Annotated in this window: 19 protein-coding genes, 1 tRNA gene and 1 pseudogene; 8 read left to right on the forward strand and 13 right to left on the reverse strand. The window is 63.5% G+C overall.

Going from position 1 to position 21616, the window contains the following annotated elements; translation table 11 throughout:
- Positions 1-5: 5 nt before the first annotated feature.
- On the forward strand, positions 6-1388 hold the full coding sequence (locus ACVIHF_RS19145; RefSeq protein WP_456780358.1) for a hypothetical protein: 1383 nt from the start codon (positions 6-8) through the stop codon (positions 1386-1388).
- A 17-nt stretch (positions 1389-1405) separates the two neighbouring features.
- Here the strand turns inward: ACVIHF_RS19145 and ACVIHF_RS19150 are convergent, their stop codons facing one another.
- From ACVIHF_RS19150 to ACVIHF_RS19180, 7 genes and pseudogenes are all read right to left on the reverse strand, one after another.
- Positions 1406-2341: a hypothetical protein gene (locus tag ACVIHF_RS19150; RefSeq protein ID WP_456780357.1), complete on the reverse strand. Its 936-nt coding sequence runs from the start codon at positions 2339-2341 to the stop codon at positions 1406-1408.
- Between the two features lie 407 nt (positions 2342-2748).
- Positions 2749-3206: pseudogene (locus ACVIHF_RS19155) on the reverse strand (cupin domain-containing protein).
- Between the two features lie 129 nt (positions 3207-3335).
- Positions 3336-4595 carry an ABC transporter permease gene (locus ACVIHF_RS19160; protein ID WP_456780356.1) on the reverse strand — a complete coding sequence of 420 codons (1260 nt, stop codon included), beginning with the start codon at positions 4593-4595 and terminating at the stop codon, positions 3336-3338.
- Positions 4592-5287 (reverse strand): ABC transporter ATP-binding protein, encoded by a 696-nt coding sequence (locus ACVIHF_RS19165; protein ID WP_310881669.1) that lies wholly within the window; start codon positions 5285-5287, stop codon positions 4592-4594. Before ACVIHF_RS19165 ends, ACVIHF_RS19160 begins: the two co-directional genes overlap by 4 nt.
- A gap of 23 nt (positions 5288-5310) precedes the next feature.
- Positions 5311-6483: an efflux RND transporter periplasmic adaptor subunit gene (locus ACVIHF_RS19170; protein WP_310881668.1), complete on the reverse strand. Its 1173-nt coding sequence runs from the start codon at positions 6481-6483 to the stop codon at positions 5311-5313.
- A 199-nt stretch (positions 6484-6682) separates the two neighbouring features.
- On the reverse strand, positions 6683-7042 hold the full coding sequence (locus tag ACVIHF_RS19175) for a hypothetical protein (protein WP_253636031.1): 360 nt from the start codon (positions 7040-7042) through the stop codon (positions 6683-6685).
- 468 nt (positions 7043-7510) lie between these two features.
- A tRNA-Gly gene (locus tag ACVIHF_RS19180) sits at positions 7511-7584 on the reverse strand.
- Between the two features lie 491 nt (positions 7585-8075).
- On the opposite strand from ACVIHF_RS19180, the gene ACVIHF_RS19185 reads away from it, so the two are divergent.
- Positions 8076-8462, forward strand: a complete 387-nt coding sequence (locus tag ACVIHF_RS19185) for a YciI family protein (protein ID WP_456780355.1) — start codon at positions 8076-8078, stop codon at positions 8460-8462.
- Between the two features lie 73 nt (positions 8463-8535).
- On the opposite strand, the gene ACVIHF_RS19190 is transcribed toward ACVIHF_RS19185, so the two are convergent.
- Both ACVIHF_RS19190 and ACVIHF_RS19195 read right to left on the reverse strand, forming a co-directional pair.
- Entirely contained in the window at positions 8536-8943 is a 408-nt protein-coding gene (locus tag ACVIHF_RS19190) for a hypothetical protein (protein ID WP_026192921.1), read from the reverse strand.
- 86 nt (positions 8944-9029) lie between these two features.
- The gene (locus ACVIHF_RS19195; RefSeq protein WP_038383190.1) at positions 9030-9827 is read right to left on the reverse strand and encodes a lytic murein transglycosylase; all 798 of its coding nucleotides are present in this window, start codon (positions 9825-9827) and stop codon (positions 9030-9032) included.
- A gap of 344 nt (positions 9828-10171) precedes the next feature.
- On the opposite strand from ACVIHF_RS19195, the gene ACVIHF_RS19200 reads away from it, so the two are divergent.
- Positions 10172-10402 (forward strand): hypothetical protein, encoded by a 231-nt coding sequence (locus ACVIHF_RS19200; RefSeq protein ID WP_225160192.1) that lies wholly within the window; start codon positions 10172-10174, stop codon positions 10400-10402.
- An 89-nt stretch (positions 10403-10491) separates the two neighbouring features.
- On the opposite strand, the gene ACVIHF_RS19205 is transcribed toward ACVIHF_RS19200, so the two are convergent.
- On the reverse strand, positions 10492-10719 hold the full coding sequence (locus ACVIHF_RS19205; protein ID WP_016843397.1) for a hypothetical protein: 228 nt from the start codon (positions 10717-10719) through the stop codon (positions 10492-10494).
- A 63-nt stretch (positions 10720-10782) separates the two neighbouring features.
- Positions 10783-11079 (reverse strand): hypothetical protein, encoded by a 297-nt coding sequence (locus ACVIHF_RS19210; RefSeq protein WP_076831506.1) that lies wholly within the window; start codon positions 11077-11079, stop codon positions 10783-10785.
- Between the two features lie 342 nt (positions 11080-11421).
- Here ACVIHF_RS19210 and ACVIHF_RS19215 point away from each other — a divergent pair, with 342 nt between their 5' ends.
- From ACVIHF_RS19215 to ACVIHF_RS19230, 4 genes are all read left to right on the forward strand, one after another.
- On the forward strand, positions 11422-11817 hold the full coding sequence (locus ACVIHF_RS19215) for an NUDIX hydrolase (RefSeq protein WP_076831509.1): 396 nt from the start codon (positions 11422-11424) through the stop codon (positions 11815-11817).
- Between the two features lie 525 nt (positions 11818-12342).
- On the forward strand, positions 12343-12531 hold the full coding sequence (locus ACVIHF_RS19220; protein ID WP_456780354.1) for a hypothetical protein: 189 nt from the start codon (positions 12343-12345) through the stop codon (positions 12529-12531).
- A gap of 861 nt (positions 12532-13392) precedes the next feature.
- Positions 13393-14706, forward strand: a complete 1314-nt coding sequence (locus tag ACVIHF_RS19225; RefSeq protein WP_456780353.1) for a chloride channel protein — start codon at positions 13393-13395, stop codon at positions 14704-14706.
- A gap of 337 nt (positions 14707-15043) precedes the next feature.
- A complete protein-coding gene (locus ACVIHF_RS19230; RefSeq protein ID WP_253608104.1) occupies positions 15044-15244 on the forward strand; it encodes a hypothetical protein in 201 nt (66 codons plus the stop codon).
- Between the two features lie 78 nt (positions 15245-15322).
- Here the strand turns inward: ACVIHF_RS19230 and ACVIHF_RS19235 are convergent, their stop codons facing one another.
- Positions 15323-16513 (reverse strand): adenylate/guanylate cyclase domain-containing protein, encoded by a 1191-nt coding sequence (locus tag ACVIHF_RS19235; protein WP_456780352.1) that lies wholly within the window; start codon positions 16511-16513, stop codon positions 15323-15325.
- A gap of 323 nt (positions 16514-16836) precedes the next feature.
- Between ACVIHF_RS19235 and ACVIHF_RS19240 the strand changes: the two genes are divergently transcribed.
- Positions 16837-20181 (forward strand): autotransporter family protein, encoded by a 3345-nt coding sequence (locus ACVIHF_RS19240; protein ID WP_456780351.1) that lies wholly within the window; start codon positions 16837-16839, stop codon positions 20179-20181.
- Positions 20182-20371: 190 nt separating this feature from the next.
- On the opposite strand, the gene ACVIHF_RS19245 is transcribed toward ACVIHF_RS19240, so the two are convergent.
- Entirely contained in the window at positions 20372-21616 is a 1245-nt protein-coding gene (locus ACVIHF_RS19245; RefSeq protein WP_456780350.1) for an amidohydrolase family protein, read from the reverse strand.

Genomic DNA, 21616 nt, shown 5'->3' on the forward strand with positions numbered 1-21616 from the left:
TGCTCATGCCGCAATTGAAAGACAAAGTCGGTCGGTTTGCCGCGACGGGTCGCAGCTGCCAGAACTGGAAGCAAGACCAGGAGCTGGTCATCTCGCTCCTCAACAAGATCGCCATTTCCGACGGAGGAGCCGAGACCACGCTCAAACCGCAAATGGTCGTGACGGGTCACGCCAGCGACAGCCTCTACAACTCGATCCTGTATTTCCAGCAGAAGAACTTCCCGGGCACGCCGGACGGCTATATCCGGCCCGGCGGGCCAACATTCACTCGGCTGGTCGACCTCGCGACAAAGGCAGCCGCCAAGCCTCCTCCTCCCAAGGGTCAATGGGACGGGATCGCGACGCCATCCGTCGATGCCGCACTTCGCAAGGGTCTGCTCGACGATTCCAGGCTGGACTACGCGGAAGTCGTCGACATCATCAGGGCGACCGTCACGGACGGCATGGTCACCGCATTCGAGCTGGACGACCTGACCACCATTGCAAACACCTCCAGAACGCTTTCTCCGACTTCGAAGAAACTCATCACGCTCTTCGTCGGCGACGAAAAGAAGAAGTGGCTCGGGGTTGGACCGTACGACCTCAACTCGGATCAAAAGAAGCTTGCCGCGGAGATGGTCTGCGATTTCCTCAAGAACACGAGGACCACGTTCTTTCCGAAGCTCGACCCGCACCGCGTCGGGATAGGTATTCTCAGGCGAATTGCGAAGCCGAGCCTCATAGATCAGGATCAAGCGAGCATGTGCGGTCCGTCCGCGCTGATGTTCAGCTACGCATCCGACAAGCCGGGGCAATATGCGCGGTTCGCCATCGATCTGTATCAGAAGGGGCAGGCAAACCTCGGCCGCCTGCTGATCAAGCCGGGAAAGGACGTGAAAAACTACACGCCGCCCTACTCGCTGGACCACGTCGATTGGCTGACTTGCGCCTCCATTCGCGACTCCGAAAATTGGTTCCTCGATTTTGACGACACCGGCAGAGTAAGCGACGTCGCGGGGATCACCTTGCCGAGCGAAATGGAGCAATGGTTCCGCAAGGCGGGATACCAGGACGTGCGCGAGGAGACCAATCTGAAATTCAGCAAAGGCATCGACAGCGTCAACGAAGCCAACGCCCTGCTCGCCAGTGGATACCGCGTATGCCTGTTCATAAGCGCCAACATGATCGAATATGACGACCAGTCGGACGAAGGCTCGGTGTTGACGCGGCACTGGGTCGTCTTGCGTGACAGGATACAAGTGTCGAATGGAAACGTGACGACAACGATCTTCACATGGGGCAAGGGAGATTACGCGATCCCGCATCCGGGCAAGGGTGGCGCTCAGAAGCCTCTCTCGATTGTGGACTTCCTTATGAATTATTACGGGTACATTGCTGCCAAAGCGTGAGCGGAGAACGAGCGCTCTCACCACGCGTTGAGGTCGGTGACGAGTTGCTTGTCCAGGGACAGGCTTTCCATGCCGCTGGAAAGCAAGATGCCGCTTCGATTATGGTGCCCACTGCCGGGAATGTTCCGCTTGTGGTGCAGGAAGTGACCGACCTCGTGCGCCATGACGCCAATGAACGCCTCGCCATAGTCGAACACGGGTGGATTGCCCTGATCGACAACCACGAAGACCTGCTCGTCGGGCAGATATTCTCCAGCCGCCTCGTTATCCATTGCGTCATAGTCGCCGACGAGAAAACACGTGAGATCGGCGCCGCGTACCTTGAACGGGACGATCTCCTTGCGGAAAACATCCCGCGAGATTTTTGGCCCCAGGGCTTTCCGGACCGTCATCCAAGTCGCCTCTGCCGGGGTGAAGAAGATATTTGCCTGAGCCCCGAACGTCCAGTTCAGCTTGGTGAGGAACCAGGGCACGTCGTCCGGCGTCCATTTCGTGGCGTTGATCAGATTGCCGGATTGATCGAGGTACTTGAGGAATTTGAACGCGATCGTGAAATCCTTGCGCGGCAGAATGGCGACATCCAACTTGATGCTTGTGCTGCCGCGTACGGCTTTAAGCTCGGGAATGCCTTTATCCTTGGGCGAGACCTTGAGGCCGCGCGCAGGGCCGTCCGGCCGTGCAGTGGCATACAGCGCTGTACGCAGACGCAGCAACTGGTCGTCGCGCTCCTGGCCTTTTTGCTCCCTGAAGCGGGTCTTGATGTATTCCTGAGCGACACGTTCGACGTCATCGAGCCGCACATCCTCGACCAGTAATCGATTGCGATCATACGACAGGCCAACGTCCTTGCTGTCGCGGTGACAGACCAGGTTGAAGCCTTCCCGAGGAACGATCATGAAATTTTGCGCAGCGTACACACCCGAATTCTGCAGGAACTGAACGAAGCTCGGCATGGCTCCCCCCCTCCTAATCCACGTACGGGATCTCGCACGGTCCATCGCGCCGGGCATATCCATCCGGGATCATCTTGTCCGGTTGAGCGAGCAAGATAGCGGAAATTGGCCTTGCGAGGCAGTTGATTTCGCTTGGTGTCGTGGAGCAGCAAGGGCGAATGCCGACTCAAGCCGAGCGCATTCGGCCTCGCGATCGCTCAGGGGAAAACGCACAATCACGTCCTGACGCGCGAGCTGGCCCCACAGCGCGTCCGACGACCATTTCTGCGGCTCGGGTCCGCGCGGACCGTCGACCCAGATGAAATACCATTCCGCCATGGACGCGACCAAAGCTCCCTTGCCGGAACATTGGTCCTTCGCCGGCCAATCCGCAACGCCCGATTTCGCGCCCGGCGCGGCTGGTGCGGCTATTCGTACGGCGTGCCGTCCTTGTGCAGGAAGCGGCCGTCGGAGCTCGGGCTCATCATGTCGATGTCGGAGCAGGTGATGACGTCGCCGCGCGAGCGCGAGCCGACCTCGAGATGGGTTGCCGTCATCTGCGATCTGTTGATCAGATGATGCCCGTTGCCGGAGTTTTTTTTGGAAACGCCGCGCAATCGCCGGCGCGCAGCACCGTCTCGCCGCCGTCTTCCACCAGCACCACTTCGCCCGCGAGCACATAGACGAACTCGTCCTCGTCCGAATGCCAGTGGCGCTGGCTCGACCAGTTGCCGGGCGGCAGCCGCATCAGGTTGACGCCGAAGTCGGCGAGCCCGCCGGCATCGCCGAGACGCTGCCGCACCCGCTCGGCGCACGGCGCGGCGAACTCCGCCGGATAGCCGGTCTCCTTGCGTTCCGGCACTTTTGTCAGATCGATCCTGGGCATGGCATTTCCTCGGACGATGGCAGCAAGCGAATGCGCGACCATAAGCGTGGATCTGCGCCTATCGCAATGGCCCGCCCCGTCTCGCAAAGCTCATGGCCACCACCCAGCGACGCGGATCACGCGCCCGGACTACCCGGACCTTAGCAGCGTCGCCGGATCCAAACGCGCAGCCCGTTCGGCGGGCAGAAGACCGAAGACAATACCGACGAGACTGGAGCAGGCGATCGCGATCAACGCCATCTGTCCATTGAACTCGACAGGCCAGCCTAGAGCGGAGGGGATCACGCGTGCGCAGAGGTAACCGACAACGAGTCCCAACAGTCCGCCGATGGTACACAGGAGTACCCCTTCCAGCAAAAACTGTGCGCGGATGTCTTGTGGGCGGGCGCCGAACGCCAACCGGAGTCCAATCTCGTTGATCCGTTCTGTGACCGATACGAGCATGATGTTCATCACACCAATGCCGCCGACCAGCAGGGAGATTCCCGAAAGCGTGGACACCAGCAAGGTGAACTGGCGATAGGCCCGGTCGCTCGTCTGGGCGATCTGGATGAGGTTCTGGATGCGAAAATCGTCAGCCTTGCGCCCCACGATCTTGTGGCGCAGCCGCAGGACTTGCGCAATTGCCGCCTCCGCGGCTTGCATCGATTGAGCGGACTCCGTCTTCACGAGAATGCTATGCACGGCATCCGGGTTAGCCTGGCTGCGTCCAATCGTGAAGATTTTCGCGGACGACAACGGAATGAACATGACGTCGTCCTGGTCCCGACCGGTGAAGTCCTGGCCTTTCTCGGCGAGCACTCCGATCACGAGATAGGACGAACGATCAATACGGACGAAACGGCCAAGCGGGTCGCTGCCCTTGAACAGTTCACGGGCTAAAGTGCGGCCGAGAATTGCAACTTTTGCGGCCGATACAACGTGATCGTCGCTAAGCAGTTGGCCCTCCGCGAGCCTCCACCCCCGCGCTTCAAAAAAATTCGGCGTCACACCGGCTACGAGGGTCGACCAGTTCATGTCCCCTGATATTGTCGTCTTTTGCTCACCGACGAACGGTGCCGCAACGACAATATCGGGCACCTCGCGAGCGATCGCCAGCGCATCAGCCGTTGTGAGCGAGAGGATGGTGCCGGCCTGATGCCGGACGCCCTGCGCGAGTTGCGCACCGGGCTGCACAAGCATCAGATTTGAGCCAAGCGAATTTATCTGCTTCGAGATTTCTGCACGCGCGCCTTCCGCCACCGCAACGACGACCACGACGGCGGCAATGCCGATGATAATGCCGGTCACAGCGAGAATGGAGCGCAATATGTGCGCACGTACCGACCGAAACGCCAGAGCAACATAGCCGAACGATCGCATCGAAATCCCATGTGGATCGAGGCTCATGACGTGACGTGGCGTTCCGGTTCGCCGACGACCGCGCCGTCCCGTAACCTGATGATGCGCCGCGCGCACGCTGCGACCTCGGGGTCGTGCGTCACCAGCACTACCGTGAGTGCGGTGCGCTGCAACTGGCAGAGCAGCGCGAGAATGGCGTCACGCGTGCTCGTGTCCAGCGCGCCTGTCGGTTCATCCGCCAGCAGAAGGTCCGGGCCGTTGACGATGGCTCGTGCGATTGCAACGCGCTGCTGCTCTCCCCCCGACAGTTTTGCGGGCACGTGGTGCATCCGAAGGCCGAGCCCGACCCTTTCGAGCACGGCGCGCGCACGCGCCAGCGGATTGCGCAGCGGCTCGGTCCGGTAGAAGAGCGGCAGCGCGACATTCTCGAGCGCGGTGAGGCGCGGCAACAGGTTGAAGTTTTGAAAGACAATTCCAACGCGTCGATTGCGCAGCTCGCTCAGGCGGATCTTCGACTGCGCAAACACATTCTCGCCGTGGAGAAGGTAACGCCCGCGCGACGGCTGGTCGAGGCAGCCCAGGATCGAAAGCAAGGTCGACTTGCCCGATCCCGATGGACCCACGACGGCGACGAATTCTCCGCGATCGATCTCCAGACAGACGTCCGAAAGCGCCTGAACGGCTTGGTTGCCGAGCCGATGTTGCTTGTGGATATGATCGAGGATGACGAGCGGACTCATGCGCTAACCGCCGGGCGGCTCCACTAAGGTTTGCTCCGATAACCGATGGCGACCCGTTCGCCGATCTTTATATCTGGCGACAGAATCTGGGTCAGGGAATCGCCGCTGGCGCCCAGTGAAACGGCAGTGGACTTCAAAGCGCCCGATTTCATGCGAACCCAGATCACCCCTGTTCCGGGAGTGGGGTGGCTTGCGCCTTCCTGCCTTGGCCGAAAACTCAGCGCAGCATTGGGAACGACTATCGCGTCTTGCTGCTCCTGCACCACGATGCGGACGTCTGCAGTCATGCCGGGAAGCAACAAGCCTTCGGGATTGGGCGCTGAAATCATCACGGTGTAGGTCACCACGTTTTGCACCATCCGTGCCGCCTTTCGGATCTCAAGCACGCGCCCTTCGAACGTGCGCCCGGGATACGAATCGACGCCGAATCGAGCGCGCTGCCCGGTTCGCACCGCACCGATGTCGGCCTCGCTCACCGATGCGTCGACCCGCATGTCCGAAAGATCGCGCGCGATCGTGAACAGCGTCGGCGCCTGCAGGCTCGCGGCCACGGTTTGACCGAGTTCCACGCTGCGCCGGATGACAACGCCATCGATCGGCGATTTGATGATGCTTCGCTCGAGATCGAGCTGAACCCGTTCGAGTGAAGCCCGCGCGGCCGTCACTCCGGCCGCGCGTATCTGCTCGCGCGCCTTGGCCGCGGACAATTCGGAGGCGAGCGACCGCGCCGCCATCTGGGCGCGCTCGGCGTCACGCTGGGAAACGCTGCCGTTTCTGCTGAGCGTGCTCTTGACCTGAAGATCACGCAGAGCGTCATCGTGACGTGCCTGTACGCCCTCGATCGCCGACTTGGCCTCCTCGTGCTGCGCCAATGCGACCTCAAGGGCAGCATCCGCCTCCTTGACCTGGACTTCAAAGGTCGCGCTGTCGAGCGCCGCAAGCGGCTCGCCGGCCCGGACGGGGGAATTGTGATCGGCCATCAACCTCGCGACCTGACCCGACAGCTGGGAGCTGACCTCGACCGTGTCGACCGCTTCGAGCGTTCCGGAAGCGGTGACATTCTGCACGACGTTGTCGCGGGCGATGCTGACATAGCGCAGGTCATCCTGACCGTCCCCGATCGCGGAGACCGGACTATCCGGAGCCCACAACGGATAGGTTGCGGCAACCGCAAGAACTCCCAGCGCTCCACGCACCAGAAGCTTTCGCGGGACGTTCGGTTGATCGACCTTACGAATGATGATCTCACCGCGCCGACCGATGCGGTCCTCCGTGCTGAGAGCAGGCGTAGCTGCCGCGCTTTCCGATGCCGCAGACGGCGCGACGAGACCCAGATAGCCTGGGACGTCGCCACGCCGCCGCGGCCGCGATCCGAAGTGATCGCCCTGGGCCGGATCAGGGCATGAAGACCGCTGTATGTGGACTGTTGGCTGAGGGCGCCGTCTTTCCGGCCGTGACCGGTGGAGGGGTCTTCAGGGTGCCGTTGCCGGGATTGGCATTGGTGTTGGGCTGAGTGAAGTGATGCGTGAGCAACGACTCTACTTCGGCCGCCGGGGTGGTGTGATCTGCGCCGGACAGCGGACTTCCCTGCCCCGGCACGATGTCGGCTGATCGACCATTGGTTTTGACGAACGGATTGCTGGAGGTCGTCAGGCCGCCCGCACCGACCGCCGTGAACAGATGGTCGGATGCCTGGCCGGGGTAAGTGCCCGCGAGCAATGATACGCCCGCCGCAAGGATTGCGAGTTTTCTCATCATCAACTCCTGTTTGGTTTGCGTCGCCGGGGCGCCAAGTTGGCTGACGGCGCCGAACGCTTGAATGCCGTTGACCCGCCGCGGTTCCTATTTCTCGCCGGAATCGAGCAATGTCCGAGATGACGAATGAGATAGTTTCTGACAGGGAAGTCAGAATCGTCGAAGTCGCGAACGATCTCTTCTTCTGAAATCAAGAATTCGTTGAGCACTGCCTACGGACGTGACTCGTCCCGTCGGCATTTGACAGGTCCTCCGTGAAATCGGGTGGCGTTACGGCCAGGGCCATCTCACGCCCGAAGGTCGTCTCACAAAGCTGTTCCGGAAGTTGGCGCAGGACCAGCAGTTGCGATCCGGGCGCTGAGCTGAGCCAGCCATCCGTCGAGATCGGTCTGTGTTTCGAGGAGATCAGCCAGCGAGCGCGGCGTCCAAAGCGCGCCAAATGCACATGACCGTACCGCAAGCGGATGTTGGAGCGGGTGAAGGGAATCGAACCCTCGTATTCAGCTTGGAAGGCTGCTGCTCTACCATTGAGCTACACCCGCATCTCGGGTTCACCTAACACGGCCGGGCGGCGGCCTCAACTGCCCGGCGTGCGTTCTGTTCTCCGGTAAACGAAACCATTTCGCCGCAATCCGGCCGCTTTCCTGGCGCGGCTGGGCCGGAGGCGGCCTTAACAGCGGCGGATTCGGCACCTATATTCGAAGTCCCATCAACAAAGAAAGGAGGTGATCTAGTGTCTTGTCTCAAGCGCTGTCACCTCGCTGGGATCGCCCGCTAGGCCCTGAGCAATCAGCCTGGCATCGGGGCGCTCTCAGCCCTGGACCAGCGAGACATCAAAATCGGGGGCGCGGCGGAAGCTCATCCGCCGCGCCTTTTTGCTGTCTTGGCCTGCGCGATTCGCCGCCGCCATGCCGGACGGCGGGATACCTTGTCGCAACACAGAGACCGTCCGATCCGCTACAGATGAAATGTCGGCTCGGATCGCCGCGAGACGTCCTTGGGCCAGTCGCATCAGAAATAAGGAGCACATCAGATGCTTTATGCCATCCTGGCCTATCACGTCGAAGCCGAGGTCAAATCGTGGAACGCCGAGGAGGACGCTGCCGTGATGACGGGTCTGCGCGAGGTCCATCAACGGCTGAAGGGCAAGCTCGGCCCAGCTGCGCGGCTCGGCGATACCCGCAATGCCGGCACGCTGCGTGGGCCCGGCCACGGCATGGTGATCGACGGGCCGTTCTCCGAAACCAAGGAGCAATTGCTCGGCTTCTACGTGATCGATTGCGCCGATGAGGCGGAGGCGATCGCCGCGGCGCGCGACCTGCGCAGCGTCAACCCGTCGGCGGTCTACGAGATCCGCGCGCTGAAGCTCTACATCCCCGGCGCGCCGTTTCCGGAGACCGCGGGCCCGAGCGATGCGTAGCGCGTGATCCCCGCGCAAACGGCTTTAGCGTTTGTCGCGAGGGAAACCGCTTCGCACTTTTCCGGATCATGCCTTAGCGGCTGGAGCGTTTCGGCAGCTTCGGAAGCTTGCTCGGGTCGAACTTCGGCAGCGGCAAATCCGGCGGCGGCTCGGGTGCCACCTCCTGGCTCGGAATCAGCGTCACCTCGAAGGCGAGATCGGGCACGGCATCCGCCCTGCCCGTGCAGGTCGCGATCGCGCCGGTCCAGATGCCCTCGAGCCGCACCACGAGGTCGTCGGTGCCGAACACGGTCGTGCCGTCTCTCGAGTGCCGCTGCGTGGTGAGCACCGCGGAGAAGCGCTCGCCGTCGACCTCATAGGTGCCGCTGTAGAGCATGACCGCGTCGCTGCCCCACAGCCTGCCATCGGCGACGTGCACGATGCCGGTGCCGTCCGCAAGCGACGTTCGAAACCACGCCGCGTAGGTGCCGTTCTTGAGCATGGAGCCGGTCTCCATCTGCTCCGTTTCACAGCGCACGATCTGGGCATCGTTGCGTTAACAGGCGATGAAGGAACTCGCGCCTGCGCTCATTGGCCGTCGATCTGCCGCCCCATGATGGCGATCGCCTTCTGGTAAACGCCTGCCGCGTTCCACGCCTCGATCGCGGCGAAGTTGGGTTCCCCGGGCTGATAGCCGGCACCGGCGCGCCAGCCATGGGCGCGCAGGAAGTTCGCCGTCGAGCTCAGCGCGTTGGCCGCGACGTCGAGATTGCCGGTGCCGTAGGCGAGGACGTTCTTCGGCATGAACTGGGTCTGGCCGATCTCGCCATGCATCGAGCCGCGCGTGCTCCCGGACAAAGTGCCGCGGTCGACGAGTTTCAGCGCTGCATAGAGCTGGTCGGTGAAGAACTCCGGACGGCGGCAGTCATAGGCAAGCGTTGCGATCGAGGACAGCATGTTCTGGTTGCCGCGCTGGCTGCCAAAGCCGCTCTCCATGCCCCAGATCGCGATCAACGGTCCCGGCGGCACGCCATAGCGCTGCTGGATCGAGGCGAACAGCGCGGCTTGCGACTGCTTCAGCGATCGGCCGCGCGCCACGATGGTCGCAGATCCCCGCTTGGCCATGAACTGCTCGAGCGACAGGCCGAAGCTGCGCTGGCCGCGATCCGCTGCAATCGTCGCACTGGCGTAATGGGTCTGCATCAGCGCGGCGATCGCGGTGGCGCCGATCCCCTTGGCGCTCGCCTCGCCCGAGAACTGCTGCTTCCAGGCTTCGAACCCGCCGGGCCCGTTGCCGCACTGCGCCGCGTTCGCTTCAGCCCCCAGCGTTGCAACCATCACGACGATGGCGAGCGCCGACGTCGCAACCTGCCAGCCCCTGATCATCCGAAACTCCTCCGCAAATATGCCGCCGCCCTCGCGGGCGCGGCGCTGACGATGGCCGGATGGACATGACCCGGCGATGAACGGTCCGCCTCAGATTCGGCCTCGGACCGTCACGATATGTCGCTGGCAGCGGATTGGCCATCCCGACCGCCTCAGGCAGGCCGGGACATTTGGCCCCTGCGCCCGGAAGGCGTCACGCGCCGGGCATAACGACGAACACGGCGTGCGTGACGATGCAGATCGCGCGTGAGACTCGCGAAATCCAGTGGTGAACGGCGTGCGATGTAGTAGGTTCTCCGCGGGGACGGCGGCCCCGCTGTCCTCCAACTTGGGAGGCGATGGCAATGATGAAGACCCTGTCACTTCTAGCGGTCCTGCCCTTTATCGGCGTCCTGTCGATGTCGACGGGCCACGCCGCATCCACATGCTCGACCAGCAATTTCGGCATCTCTGCAGTACCGTGCGGGAAGCGGTATGCGGTCAGCTACGAAGCCTGCCGGAAATACGTGATCGAGCATGGCGCATCGCCCGCCGAATCCTGGTGGTACTGCAGCAGTCAAGGCTACACGAAATAGTCGGTACTTCCTGAGCGAGGCTTTTCGCCGCCGCGGACAGCGCGTCGAGCTGCCGCGACGTCGAACACGCGTGCCTGCCGGTCAGCATGTTAAGGCACGTCGCCTCTTCTCACTGGACCGACGGTCTGCGGCCGGTTGAGGAAGAACTCGCGATTGCCGAGCGCGGCCTCCGCATACTGGTCGATCGCCACGATGATCGCCTGCACGTGGTGAAAGCACCAGCCTTCCCGCGTCGCCATGTGCCGGACCTCGGCCAGCGCCTTGATCCAGGGCGCGTGATCATCGCTGTCGTGGAAATACCGAAGCGGCTCTCTCATCTTTTCCTCCGGCACATCACGTCTTGCAGCTCGGCGCGCAGCCGCCGCGTCCCGAGCACTCGGTCATGCACGCGCTTCGCCGGCGGCCAGCTCTCGCTTCGCCGGGCGAATGAAGGCTGACGTCGCGGCGCGACGGCGCGGTGCAACGCTCGCATGCACGATGATCGGATCGCGGTCGCCCAGGACCTCCCGCTCCTCGACCAGGCGGCTCATGACCAGCCGCATCTTCAGGAGGTCCCCGGCGACGAAGGCGCAGTCCTCATCGCGGTTGATCTGCTGGCGCATGATGGCTTCGGCCTCGAGCATGCTGACGCGCAGCGCCCTGATCTGCCTGCGAATTTCGCTGATGCGGTTGTCCATGGCGTCCTCCAATTCCGGGTGGAGGGCAATTAGAACAAAACAAGAACATTGAGTCAAGCAGTGAAAGCCGTCCGTCATGGGTATCGTTATCACGACGCAACCGGGTGAGTTGCAGTCACGGGCCGTAACAGCTTTCACGAATTCAACGTGAGGTACCGAACATCAAGCCGGATCAGAGAAGCCACGGGCGACCGCGCGCGGCGAGGATCGCAGCCGTCAAAGACAAACGGCCGACATACGACTGTGGAACAATGTGGGCATCGAACTTGTCTACACAAATAGACAAGTTAAAATGGGTCGATTCTATTTCGATCATTGCGCAGCAAATGCCCAAGTACTCCGATGCCCAAGTCCTCCAAGCTGGTAGCCGCGAAGCGTGGCAAGGTTCTTCTGGTTAGACGCCGATCTGACGGGCTGTGGATGTTTCCCGGCGGGCGCAGGCGCGCGCGAGAAACCGGGAAGGATTGCCTCAAGCGCGAGATCAAGGAGGAGCTGCCGAAGCTCAAGCTCGGCAGGCTCAGCCTGTGGAAGGAAGTGACGGCCAGGAACAAGCGTTCCGGCCGCAGGATGAGCGACGCGATCTTCATCGCCAAGAACGCCAAGGGCCGACTGGCGATCGGCGACAAGAAGGAGATCGACCGCGCCGCCTGGCAGAAGCCGCGGGGCCTTCGCCTGACGCCGACCTCCCGCTACATCCGCGACCGGCTGTTTCCGAGCAAGCAACGGCGCCGGAGATAGGCGGCGGGATCATCGCTGCTTGAAAGTGCCGCGCTTCCACCCCAAAGAAACGGCCCCAGCGAGGGGCACAAGCTGGGGCCGCGAGTTTACCTTGATCGTCCAGACGCTGCCGGCAGGGACAGCACCGAACGTGTGACAATCATGCTCCGCCGCGTCGGTTCCTCGCCGGAGGGCCCTGGCTTTTTAGCTAGGCGACAACGCACGTTATTTATCTGCGCTCGCTGACCCGCAATTTGACGCGACGTAAGTTTGTTTAATCGTTGCGTGGAGTCATGGAACCGAAAACCGAGATTTGCCCGAAATGCGGGCGCAAACTGGAATTCGCATTGCCTCCGGGCGGCAAGGGCAATCGCCTCTATCGGTGCTTCAATTGCGGAGGCCCGGACCCTCTGAAGGATCACACGGCGGGACGGCTATCTGCCCGGTCTGAAGTCCCCCGAAAAATAACACAGGTTAGTCAGCAACCAATTCCCTCGGCGGTGCTTGTCGCGTACGCAGGCCGCCCTTGAGGTTCATTTGGTACGCGTGACCACCGATGACGGCGAGGTCCAGATCTGGCTTGCCGCAACCTCGCGAGATCAAGCCCTCGATCTGGTGCTGGACGCGATCCCGGAAGGATGGGCCGTGAGCCTCATGCAGCGGCAGCTCACGGCCGAGCACATCTCGATGCTCAACATGATGCTTGGCGAAGCGCGGCGACATGAGATGTCCTGATTCCCCGCGGCGAATGTCCTGACCAGCGCAGCACCCTCTCCGGTGCGCCATCATTGATCGTCGGATACACATCCGCAGACCAAGAGTTCCACCGCAGGAACACCGTACTGATCCGGATTTCCGGAGAGATAGGACGGTCGTAATACCAACCCTGCCGGCGTTGCCGTTCTTTGCAGAGCATTTTTTCACGACTGAGTTTTTTGCAGACCTATTATGACCGGCAGAAAAGGGCCGCCGATGCGACGGCCCTTTTCGATTCAGTGCCCCATGTCATTCGCGCGGCAATGATCCCGGTAACGTACCCAACTCGGTACCAGGCAAAAGAAGGAGGCCGCCAACCGGCGGCCTCCTTCTTGAGTGGCCCCAGCAACCTATGGGGGCCTGGGAGGGCAGGCGCTGGGGCCGTCTACCGGCCCGGTTGGCGCGGTCGGGCCAGGTGAGCTTCCATCAAATGAACAGAGCAACGGCAACCATTGCGATTGGGCAAAGTCCCAATACGACGATGCCCGCTCGAACAATCACTTCGGACATGACATGCGCCCTTCAATGGGGCAGTCAAAATACGCCGCGGCGGAAGCCGCGCAAAGTGCAGTTTGTGCCAGATTTTCCGCGTCCCTCAATCATGCGTCACGGCGGGGAAGTACGCGCCAAGGCGGAGTCGTTGAGACACCAAAACTCACGCGCGAGCCGCCCGGAGATCGCCGAAGAGTGAGGCCTCAGGCGGTAGATTTCGGCCCTGGAGTTTGGCGGCTGCGCCGGCACACCGTGCTGATTTCTTCAGCTTCGCATACCGCCGACGCGTGCTAGGAATGACGTGATCCGCTGCGTATCGGACCACGACATGAGCCAGAACTCGTCAGAATGACCTTCCCCTCCAACCGCCAGAGGCGGCTGTTCAGACTGGTCTCCGCGCGCTGGCAGCGCCGCGCCCTGTTCTTGCTGGGCGGCATTGCGGTCGGCGCGGCGGCCGTCGCGCTGGCACAGCTCGCCGATCTGGCACAGATCGCGTTCGGCGCGGTGGTATCCCGTTTCCATTATGCCTCGCTGGTGCTGACGCCGGCCGGGTTCGCGCTGTCGGTGTTTCTGACCAACCGCTTCTTTCAGAACGCGCAAGGCAGCGGAATCCCGCAGGCGATCGCCGCACGCCATCTGACCGACCAGACCGCGCGCGAAAGCCTGGTTTCGCTGCGCGTTGCCGCCGGCAAGATCCTGCTGACTCTGTTCGGCCTGTTGTGTGGCGCGTCGGTCGGGCGCGAGGGACCGACGGTGCAGATCGGCGCCTCGATCATGTTTGCGCTCGGCCGCTTCTCGCCGCGGCGCCAACCCGGCCTGATCCTTGCCGGCGCGGCCGCAGGTGTCGCGGCCGCTTTCAACACCCCGCTGGCCGGGATCGTGTTCGGCATCGAGGAAATGAGCCGTGCCTTCGAGACGAGAACCAGCAGCCTGATCATCGGCGCGGTGATCGCTGCCGGCCTGACCTCGCTCGCTCTGATGGGCAACTATACGTATTTCGGCACCAGCGCGACGGCCCTGCGCAACGGCACCGACTGGCTCGCGGTCCCGCTCTGCGGCATTGCCGGAGGTCTTGCGGGCGGCCTGTTCAGTCGCATCCTGATCACAATGGCACGCGGGTTTGCCAATCCAGTCGGAAGCGCGATCAAGCGTTATCCAGTCGGTTTTGCCGCAATCTGCGGATTAGCGGCTGCGATTTGCGGGATTGCGTCCGACGGCGCGATCTATGGCACGGGATATCAGCAGGTCAAATCCGCGCTCGAAGCCGGAACACAATTGCCGGCAAGCTTCAGCGTCTGGAAATTCCTGGCGACCACGTTCGCCTCGATCAGCGGCATGCCGGGCGGCATCTTCGCGCCCTCGCTCGCGGTCGGTGCCGGGCTCGGCTCCAACATCGCGCCGCTGTTTCACGGCGCGCCGCTGCCGGCCATCATGCTGCTCGGCATGGTCTCCTATTTCGCCGGCGTGGTGCAGGCGCCGATCACCGCCTTCGTGATCGTCACCGAGATGACCGACAATCACGCGATGGTCGTGCCCTTGATGGCCGCGGCCCTGATTGCGCACGCGAGCTCACGCCTGATCTGCAAGGAAGGCGTCTATCACGCCCTCGCCAAGGGCTTCGTCGAGCGCGCCGCGCCGGCGCAGAAGATCACCTCGATCTGAATTCCCGGCATCAAGGGAAAACGGCCCCGGCATCTTGCGTTGCCGGGGCCGTCCTATTCCCATGCTCACGCCGAACCGCCAGTGCCGATAATCAGGCGGACCCTCTGGGCCTTGAAAATTTCCTGAATGAAAAAGCCTGCCCAGCATCCGAAGATTCGCGCGATCCGGCGTTCCGGAAAACAACACGTGTGAATCCAGCTTGAATAAATTTCGTCTGGAACAAACGGAATGTTTCAGTGACTCTTCATGCGTGAACGCCAGTTCCGGGTTCCTCGGGGAGCGGACTTGTCGCGGCGACGTTGGTCTATGGGCAATCCCTGAGAAAGGGGGAAGCACCATGGTCGAGAACGTCATGACCAACGCCGGCTATTGGCGGGATCGAGCCGCCAAGACACGTGCCAAGGCGGAGTTGTTCAGATACCAAAACTCACGTGCGAATCTTCTGAAGATCGCCGAAGAGTACGATCGTCTGGCCAACTATGCCGAGCAGCAATTACTGCGCGCACCGAGAGTAAACCTGTCCGGCCAATCTCCTTAACGGCAGGAGCCTTTGGACATTGGGCCGTCTTAGCCGGGTGCGTGCGCCGCACGTCACGCTGCTTTGGCCAATCGAGCCTCAGCCCCGATAGGCAAACAGCTCGATCGGCTCGCTGAAACCGCGCACCGAATGCTCGCCGACATGCTCGAGCGCGAAATCGTGCGAGACCAGATCGGCGAAGGCGCGCGACAGCAGCACGTTTCGTCCCAACTGCTTGGTCAGAGCCTCGAGCCGCGAGGCCATGTTCACCGCGGGGCCGATCACCGTGAAGTCGAGCCGGCTGCGCGATCCGATATTGCCGTACATGACGTCGCCGACATGGACGCCGATGCCGTAATTCATTGGGGCGCGGCCCATCATGCTGTTCTTTTCGCTGAGCGCCGCCATCGCTTGCCGCGCCTCGGACACCGCGTGCAGCAGGTTGGCGCAGGCCCTGGGATCGCTGAGCGGGAAAATCGCAAGCAGACCATCGCCGATGAATTTCAGGATTTCCCCGCCGTGCCGCGCAATCGGCTCCGACATCGCGTCGAAATAGTCGTTGAGGAGATCGATGACGTCGTCGCGCGGCCAGGAATCCGAGATCCGGGTGAAGTCCCTGAGATCGCAGATCATGATCGCGGCGCGGACCGTGGTGCCACTGCCCCGCCGCGTCGCGCCTGCCAGGATCATCTCACCAGCATGGGTGCCGACATAGGTCTCGAGCAGCGTCCGCGCCAGGCGGTTCTTCATCCGGATTTCGCTGACCAGCGCCAGCACCGGCAGCACCTTGCGCAGCTCGGCGATGTCAGCGTCATCGAAACCGCCGGACCGGTCGGTCGCGAAGGTCACGACATGCCGCTTGCCGAGCGTATGCAGCAGCGGCCACGCCACATAGTCGGTCAGGCCTTGCGCGCGCATCTCGTCATAGAGCGCATGCGCGCGGCCAGGCGCCCGTTCGAGCCGCTCGCGCACTTCGCCAGCGCCCTGGTGGATTTCGTAGACCGGGCTGCCGATATATTCCGAGCGCTCCCTGACCTCGTAGTCCACCCGCGTGATCTCGGCCTCGCGCTTGCCGTCGCCCCAGATGATCCGGGCGCCGAGCCATTGCGGATGCTGGATCAGCAGATTCATCGTCGCCCGCTTGAGCGGGATGCCGGTTTGCTGGAGCCGGATGCACAGCTCGGCGAAGATATTGTCGATGAAGCGCTCGTCGCGGGTCTCGTTGGTCAGCCAGGCCACAACGTCGCCGCCAGGCTGCGGCGTGACGGATTCGATGTTGGGGGTGTTCATGGCTTGCTCCGGAGCGGCGGGTGGGATCGCGAACCGATATGTCGTGCTTCCCCGCGGTAAGGTCAACGCTGCCAGCGGTAACGTGATCGGACGCGCCGGGCGGCCGGGGCTGGGCATGGCCACCCTGCCCGGCGGTTTTCACATCCGCCGACGCATGCCATCGCGCCCGGCGCAATTCAACTGGTTAGCGATCGATTAATTGCAGCGCGCAGACGTTGCATCATGAACACACCGCGCCTTGTTTCACCTGGGGAACAGCAAGGTTCATTTGTCAGCTCACAGTGAGTCACATAGCGTAACACGCATCCGCTGCCGGCGAATGTTTGCCGAAATGCAACCTGTCGGGCAGCGGCAAGAACAAGGGGCTGAGCGCCATGCGCGAATGCATCGGGGCTGCGACAATCGCACGACACGTTGGTGACACCACACTCAATCCACGCCGGACTGCATCGCAATCCCGCACCCGCGCGGACTTCCAGCGCCTGCTGCTGCTGAGCGCCTCGGTCGCCACGCTCGCGGCGCTGATGCCGGGCTCGGCGGCGGCGCAGACCTGGACCGGCGCCACCAGCAACGACTGGACGGTGGGCTCGAACTGGAACACCGGAGCGGCTCCGGCCGGCGGTGCTACGGTGGTTATTACGCCGGGCTCAAACGTCGTTCTCGGCGTGACCCCTGGGGCGATCGGCACCGCCGGCAGTTTCAATGTTCAGAGCGCGGCTGGCGGAACGACCCACCTCACAATTCAAAACGGCAGCACGCTGACAAGCGGCACGTCCGGGATTTCCAATACCACAGGCGGTACGGCGACCGTCACAGTAACGGGAGCCGGATCGCATTGGAACGCCACTACGATCACCGTCAGCCTTTCCGGTACGGGCACCCTCAACGTCACCGACGGCGCGACCGTCAACTTTACAAGCCGAATCATACTCGGCACCGCGGTTGGGGGCGGCACTGGCACGCTCAATGTCAGCAATGCCACACTGATAAATCACGGCTTCGGCATCAGCGTCGGCAACGCGAACGGCCGGGTGAATTTTGACAACGCCACGTTCCGCGCGGCCATCAACACCCCCATTGTCTCCAGCGGAACGGCTGCCCAGAACAACCTCGCCGCGGGCGGACTGACCATCGATAGCAATGGGTTCACCGTCCTCCAGGCCAATGGCTTCAGCGGCGTCGGCGGCTTGACCAAGACCGGCGCCGGGATCTTCAACTTCACCGGCGTCGGCAACAGCTACACCGGCGACACGGTGATCCAGCAAGGCACGTTCCGGCTGTCTGGCGCCGCCGGCTCCGGTAATGCCGTCGCCACCTCGAGCCGGGTGGTCGATAACGCCGACTTCGATATTTCGGTCATCTCGGACCCCAACGCGCACATCAAGAGCCTCGCCGGCAGCAGCGCCGGCAGCGTCACGCTGGGCGCCAAGGACCTGATCATCACCAATGCGAACGATACGTTTGCCGGCGCGATCAGCGGCATCGGCGGGCTGCAAGTGAGCGGCGGCACGCAGGCTCTATCAGGCGTGCAGGCCTATAGCGGCGCGACCACGATCGCGGGCGGCACGCTGGCGCTGACCGGCGGCGGCGACATCGCCGCTTCCAGCCAGGTGATCGCGAACGGCACGTTCAGCATCGCCGGCCTTTCCGGCGCAGGCACCAGCATCCAGCGGCTGTCGGGGTCAGGCAGCGTCGACCTCGGCGCCAAGACGCTGACGCTGACCGCCGCGAACGACACGTTCGCCGGCGTGATCGGCGGCAGCGGTGCCCTGACGCTTGCTGGCGGCACCGAGACACTGTCCGGCGCCAACACCTATAGCGGCGTGACCACGATCTCCGCAGGCACGCTGGCGCTGACGGGCGCAGGATCGATCAGCAATTCCAGCCATGTGGTGGCGAATTCGGCGTTCGACATCTCCGGCCTCACAAGCGCCGGCACCAGCATCCAGAGCCTCGCCGGCAGCGGCAATGTCGCGCTCGGTACCAAGACGCTGACCATCACCAATGCCAGCGACACGTTCTCCGGAGCCATCGGCGGCACCGGCGGGCTTGCGCTGACCGGCGGCACGCAGATCCTGTCCGGCGTCAACACCTATAGCGGCGCGACCACGGTAACCGGCGGCACGCTGCAAGCCGGCGCGGTCAATGCGTTCAGCGCGGCGTCTGCCATTACCGCTGGCGCCGGCGCCACGATCGACCTCAACGGCCTCAACCAGACCATCGGCGGATTCAGCAACGCCGGCGCGTTGCGGTTCGGCGCGGCGCCCGGCACGACGCTGACGGTCGCCGGCAATTATGCCGGCAATGGCGGCACGCTGCTGTTCAACACCGTGCTCGGCGGCGACGGTTCGGCGACCGACCGCCTGGTCGCGGCAAGCACGTCGGGTACTTCGACGGTGCGGATCAACAATGCCGGCGGCGGCGGCGCGCAGACCGCCGACGGCATCAAGCTGATCGACGTCACCGGCGCCTCCAACGGCGTCTTCGCGCTGGCGGGCAATTATTCGTTGCAGGGTCAGCAGGCGATCGTCGCCGGCGCCTATGCCTATACGCTGCAGAAGAACGGCATCGCGACGCCGGCGGATGGCGACTGGTATCTGCGCTCCAGCCTGGTACCGTCGAGCGATCCAACCGCGCCGACGCCGCGGGGCGCGCCCGCGGGTCCGCTGTACCAGCCCGGCGTGCCGCTTTACGAGAACTACGCCCAGGTGCTGCTCGGCATGAACGCGCTGCCTTCGCTGCAGGAGCGCGTCGGCAACCGCTATTGGGGCGGCAATAGCGGCCCGAGCGAAGCGATGGCGCGGATGGGCGTCACGCCGGCGGCAACGGCCGACAGCTCATGGACGCAATCGGCGTTCTGGGGGCGCATCGAGGGCGGTCAAACCAGCCTGCGGCCGTCGAACACCACGGGCTCGACCTTGAGCAGCGATGACTTCAAGGCGCAGGCCGGACTCGACGGCCTCGCGCTCGAGAACAATTACGGCCGCCTGATCGTCGGCCTCACGCTGCAATACGGCCTGACGACGGCATACGTGAATTCGTTCTTCGGCAACGGCCGCATCCGCGCCGAGGGCACCGGCGTCGGCGCCACCGCGACCTGGTACGGCGACAACGGCGTCTACATCGACGGCCAGATGCAGACCATGTTCTATCGCGGCGATCTCACCTCCGATCTCGTCGGCAGCATGACTCACGGCAATGAAGGCCTCGGTTACGCGTTCAGCGTCGAGGGCGGCAAGCGGTTCACTATCGGCAACGGGTTTTCGCTGACACCGCAGGCGCAGCTCGCCTATTCGAAGGTCGACTTCGACGGCTTCACCGACCGCTTCGGCGCGCTGGTCTCGCTCGGCAATGCCGACAGCCTGCTCGGCCGCGTCGGGTTGTCGCTCAATCACCGGAAGAGCTGGAGCGACGGCGCTCGCTCCGACCTCTACGCGATCGGCAACCTGCACTACGAATTCCTCGACGGCACCAACGTCGACGTCGCGGGCACCGGCTTCGCCAGCGCCAACGACCGGCTCTGGGGCTCGATCGGCGGTGGCGGCAGCTACAGCTGGGCGGGCGGCCGCTACACCGTGTTCGGCGAAGCGACCTACCGCGCCAGCCTGCAGGACGCCGGTGACAACCACAGCTACAAGGGCACCGCCGGCCTCCGCGTGGTGTGGTGAGGCCGCTTCACCTCGCCCCGCGTGCGGGGTCGAGACGAGCGAAGCTGCATGATTTCTGTATAATGGAATAATGCCGCTGATTTGCCCGACGCGTCAAGCTGTCGTGTTCGCCGGCAGGCGCCCGCTACTTTGCATGGGGTTGTTTTCGATATTTTGGCCGTGCGCCCCTGCGGCGGCAGGCTAGCGTACCCTACCCGCCCAACCTATCCACCTCGGCCTTGCCGGCCTTCATCACCAGCGGGATGTGCTCGCCCTGCCCGAGCAGGCACGCCACGTCGCGCAGCGGATTACCCTCGACCACCAGCAGATCGGCAAACGCCTCCGGCGCGATGCGGCCGAGCTTGCCTTCCATGCCGAGCACCTCGGCGCCGATGATGGTCGCGCTGGCGATCACCGCCTGCGGGCCGAGCAGCTCGGCGCGGATCCGGAACTCGTCGCTCTGCAGCCGCTGCGACGGTCCGAGCAGATCGGTGCCAAATCCCATCTTGACCCCGGCCTCGCGATAGATCGCAAGCGAGCGCAGCCCGGCGTCGCGAACGTCGGCGATCTTGGCGACGCTCGCCGCAGGCAGGCCGTACTTCGCGCCCTCATTGGCCAGCGCCTCGTAGGTGACCAGGGTCGGCACCACATAGGCGCCCTGCTCGGCCATCAACCGCGCGGTCGGAAGGTCGATCAGATTGCCGTGCTCGATGGTGCGCACGCCGCAGCGTATTGCCCGCTCGATCGCCTCCGCCGTGTAGGCATGCGCCAGCACATAGGTGTGCCGCGCTCTCGCCTCCGCGACGATGGCGCGGATCTCGTCCTCGGAATAGCCGTAGGCGCCGATCGGATCGGTCGGCGACGCAACGCCGCCGGACGCCATGATCTTGATCTGGTCGGCGCCCATCTGCAGCTCCTCGCGCACCGCCTTGCGCACCGCATCGACGCCGTCGACGACGCGCGCGATGGCGCCGACCCGCACGCAGCAGGAGCAGGTCGGGTCGGCCAGATAGTCCGAGCGGGCGCGCCCGTCGCCGTGGCCGCCGGTCTGGCTGAGCGCGCGGCCGGAGACGAACAGCCGCGGGCCATCAGTGAGACCGGTGTCGATCGCCTGCTTCAGCGCATAGCCGGCGCCGCCGGCATCGCGCACGGTGGTGAAGCCGCGCTTCAGCATGCCGCGCAACAGCATGGTCGAGCGCAGCGTCACCAGCACGTTGGCCATCCGCGCCTGCTGCGACAAATCGAGCTCGACCGCGACCGCATGGACATGCAGGTCGATCAGGCCGGGCATCAGCGTCTTGCCCTTGAGGTCGATGACCCGATCGGCGGAAGCCTCGATCGGCCGGTCCGACACCTCCTTGATCAGGCGGTCCTCCACCAACACGTGGTGGCCTTCAAGCAGATCGGACCGCAGCGGATCGAGCAGCGCGGCATTCTTGAAGAGGTTCGTAGCCAT

Source organism: Bradyrhizobium sp. USDA 4506 (genome assembly GCF_054058795.1).

Coding starts and splice junctions, on each gene's coding strand:
- ACVIHF_RS19145 (WP_456780358.1), top strand. CDS start 6: ATGCCGCAATTGAAAGACAAAGTCGGTCGGTTTGCCGCGACGGGTCGC.
- ACVIHF_RS19150 (WP_456780357.1), bottom strand. CDS start 2,341: ATGCCGAGCTTCGTTCAGTTCCTGCAGAATTCGGGTGTGTACGCTGCG.
- ACVIHF_RS19160 (WP_456780356.1), bottom strand. CDS start 4,595: ATGAGCCTCGATCCACATGGGATTTCGATGCGATCGTTCGGCTATGTT.
- ACVIHF_RS19165 (WP_310881669.1), bottom strand. CDS start 5,287: ATGAGTCCGCTCGTCATCCTCGATCATATCCACAAGCAACATCGGCTC.
- ACVIHF_RS19175 (WP_253636031.1), bottom strand. CDS start 7,042: ATGAGAAAACTCGCAATCCTTGCGGCGGGCGTATCATTGCTCGCGGGC.
- ACVIHF_RS19185 (WP_456780355.1), top strand. CDS start 8,076: ATGCTTTATGCCATCCTGGCCTATCACGTCGAAGCCGAGGTCAAATCG.
- ACVIHF_RS19190 (WP_026192921.1), bottom strand. CDS start 8,943: ATGCTCAAGAACGGCACCTACGCGGCGTGGTTTCGAACGTCGCTTGCG.
- ACVIHF_RS19195 (WP_038383190.1), bottom strand. CDS start 9,827: ATGATCAGGGGCTGGCAGGTTGCGACGTCGGCGCTCGCCATCGTCGTG.
- ACVIHF_RS19200 (WP_225160192.1), top strand. CDS start 10,172: ATGATGAAGACCCTGTCACTTCTAGCGGTCCTGCCCTTTATCGGCGTC.
- ACVIHF_RS19205 (WP_016843397.1), bottom strand. CDS start 10,719: ATGAGAGAGCCGCTTCGGTATTTCCACGACAGCGATGATCACGCGCCC.
- ACVIHF_RS19210 (WP_076831506.1), bottom strand. CDS start 11,079: ATGGACAACCGCATCAGCGAAATTCGCAGGCAGATCAGGGCGCTGCGC.
- ACVIHF_RS19215 (WP_076831509.1), top strand. CDS start 11,422: ATGCCCAAGTCCTCCAAGCTGGTAGCCGCGAAGCGTGGCAAGGTTCTT.
- ACVIHF_RS19225 (WP_456780353.1), top strand. CDS start 13,393: ATGACCTTCCCCTCCAACCGCCAGAGGCGGCTGTTCAGACTGGTCTCC.
- ACVIHF_RS19230 (WP_253608104.1), top strand. CDS start 15,044: ATGGTCGAGAACGTCATGACCAACGCCGGCTATTGGCGGGATCGAGCC.
- ACVIHF_RS19235 (WP_456780352.1), bottom strand. CDS start 16,513: ATGAACACCCCCAACATCGAATCCGTCACGCCGCAGCCTGGCGGCGAC.
- ACVIHF_RS19245 (WP_456780350.1), bottom strand. CDS start 21,616: ATGGCTACGAACCTCTTCAAGAATGCCGCGCTGCTCGATCCGCTGCGG.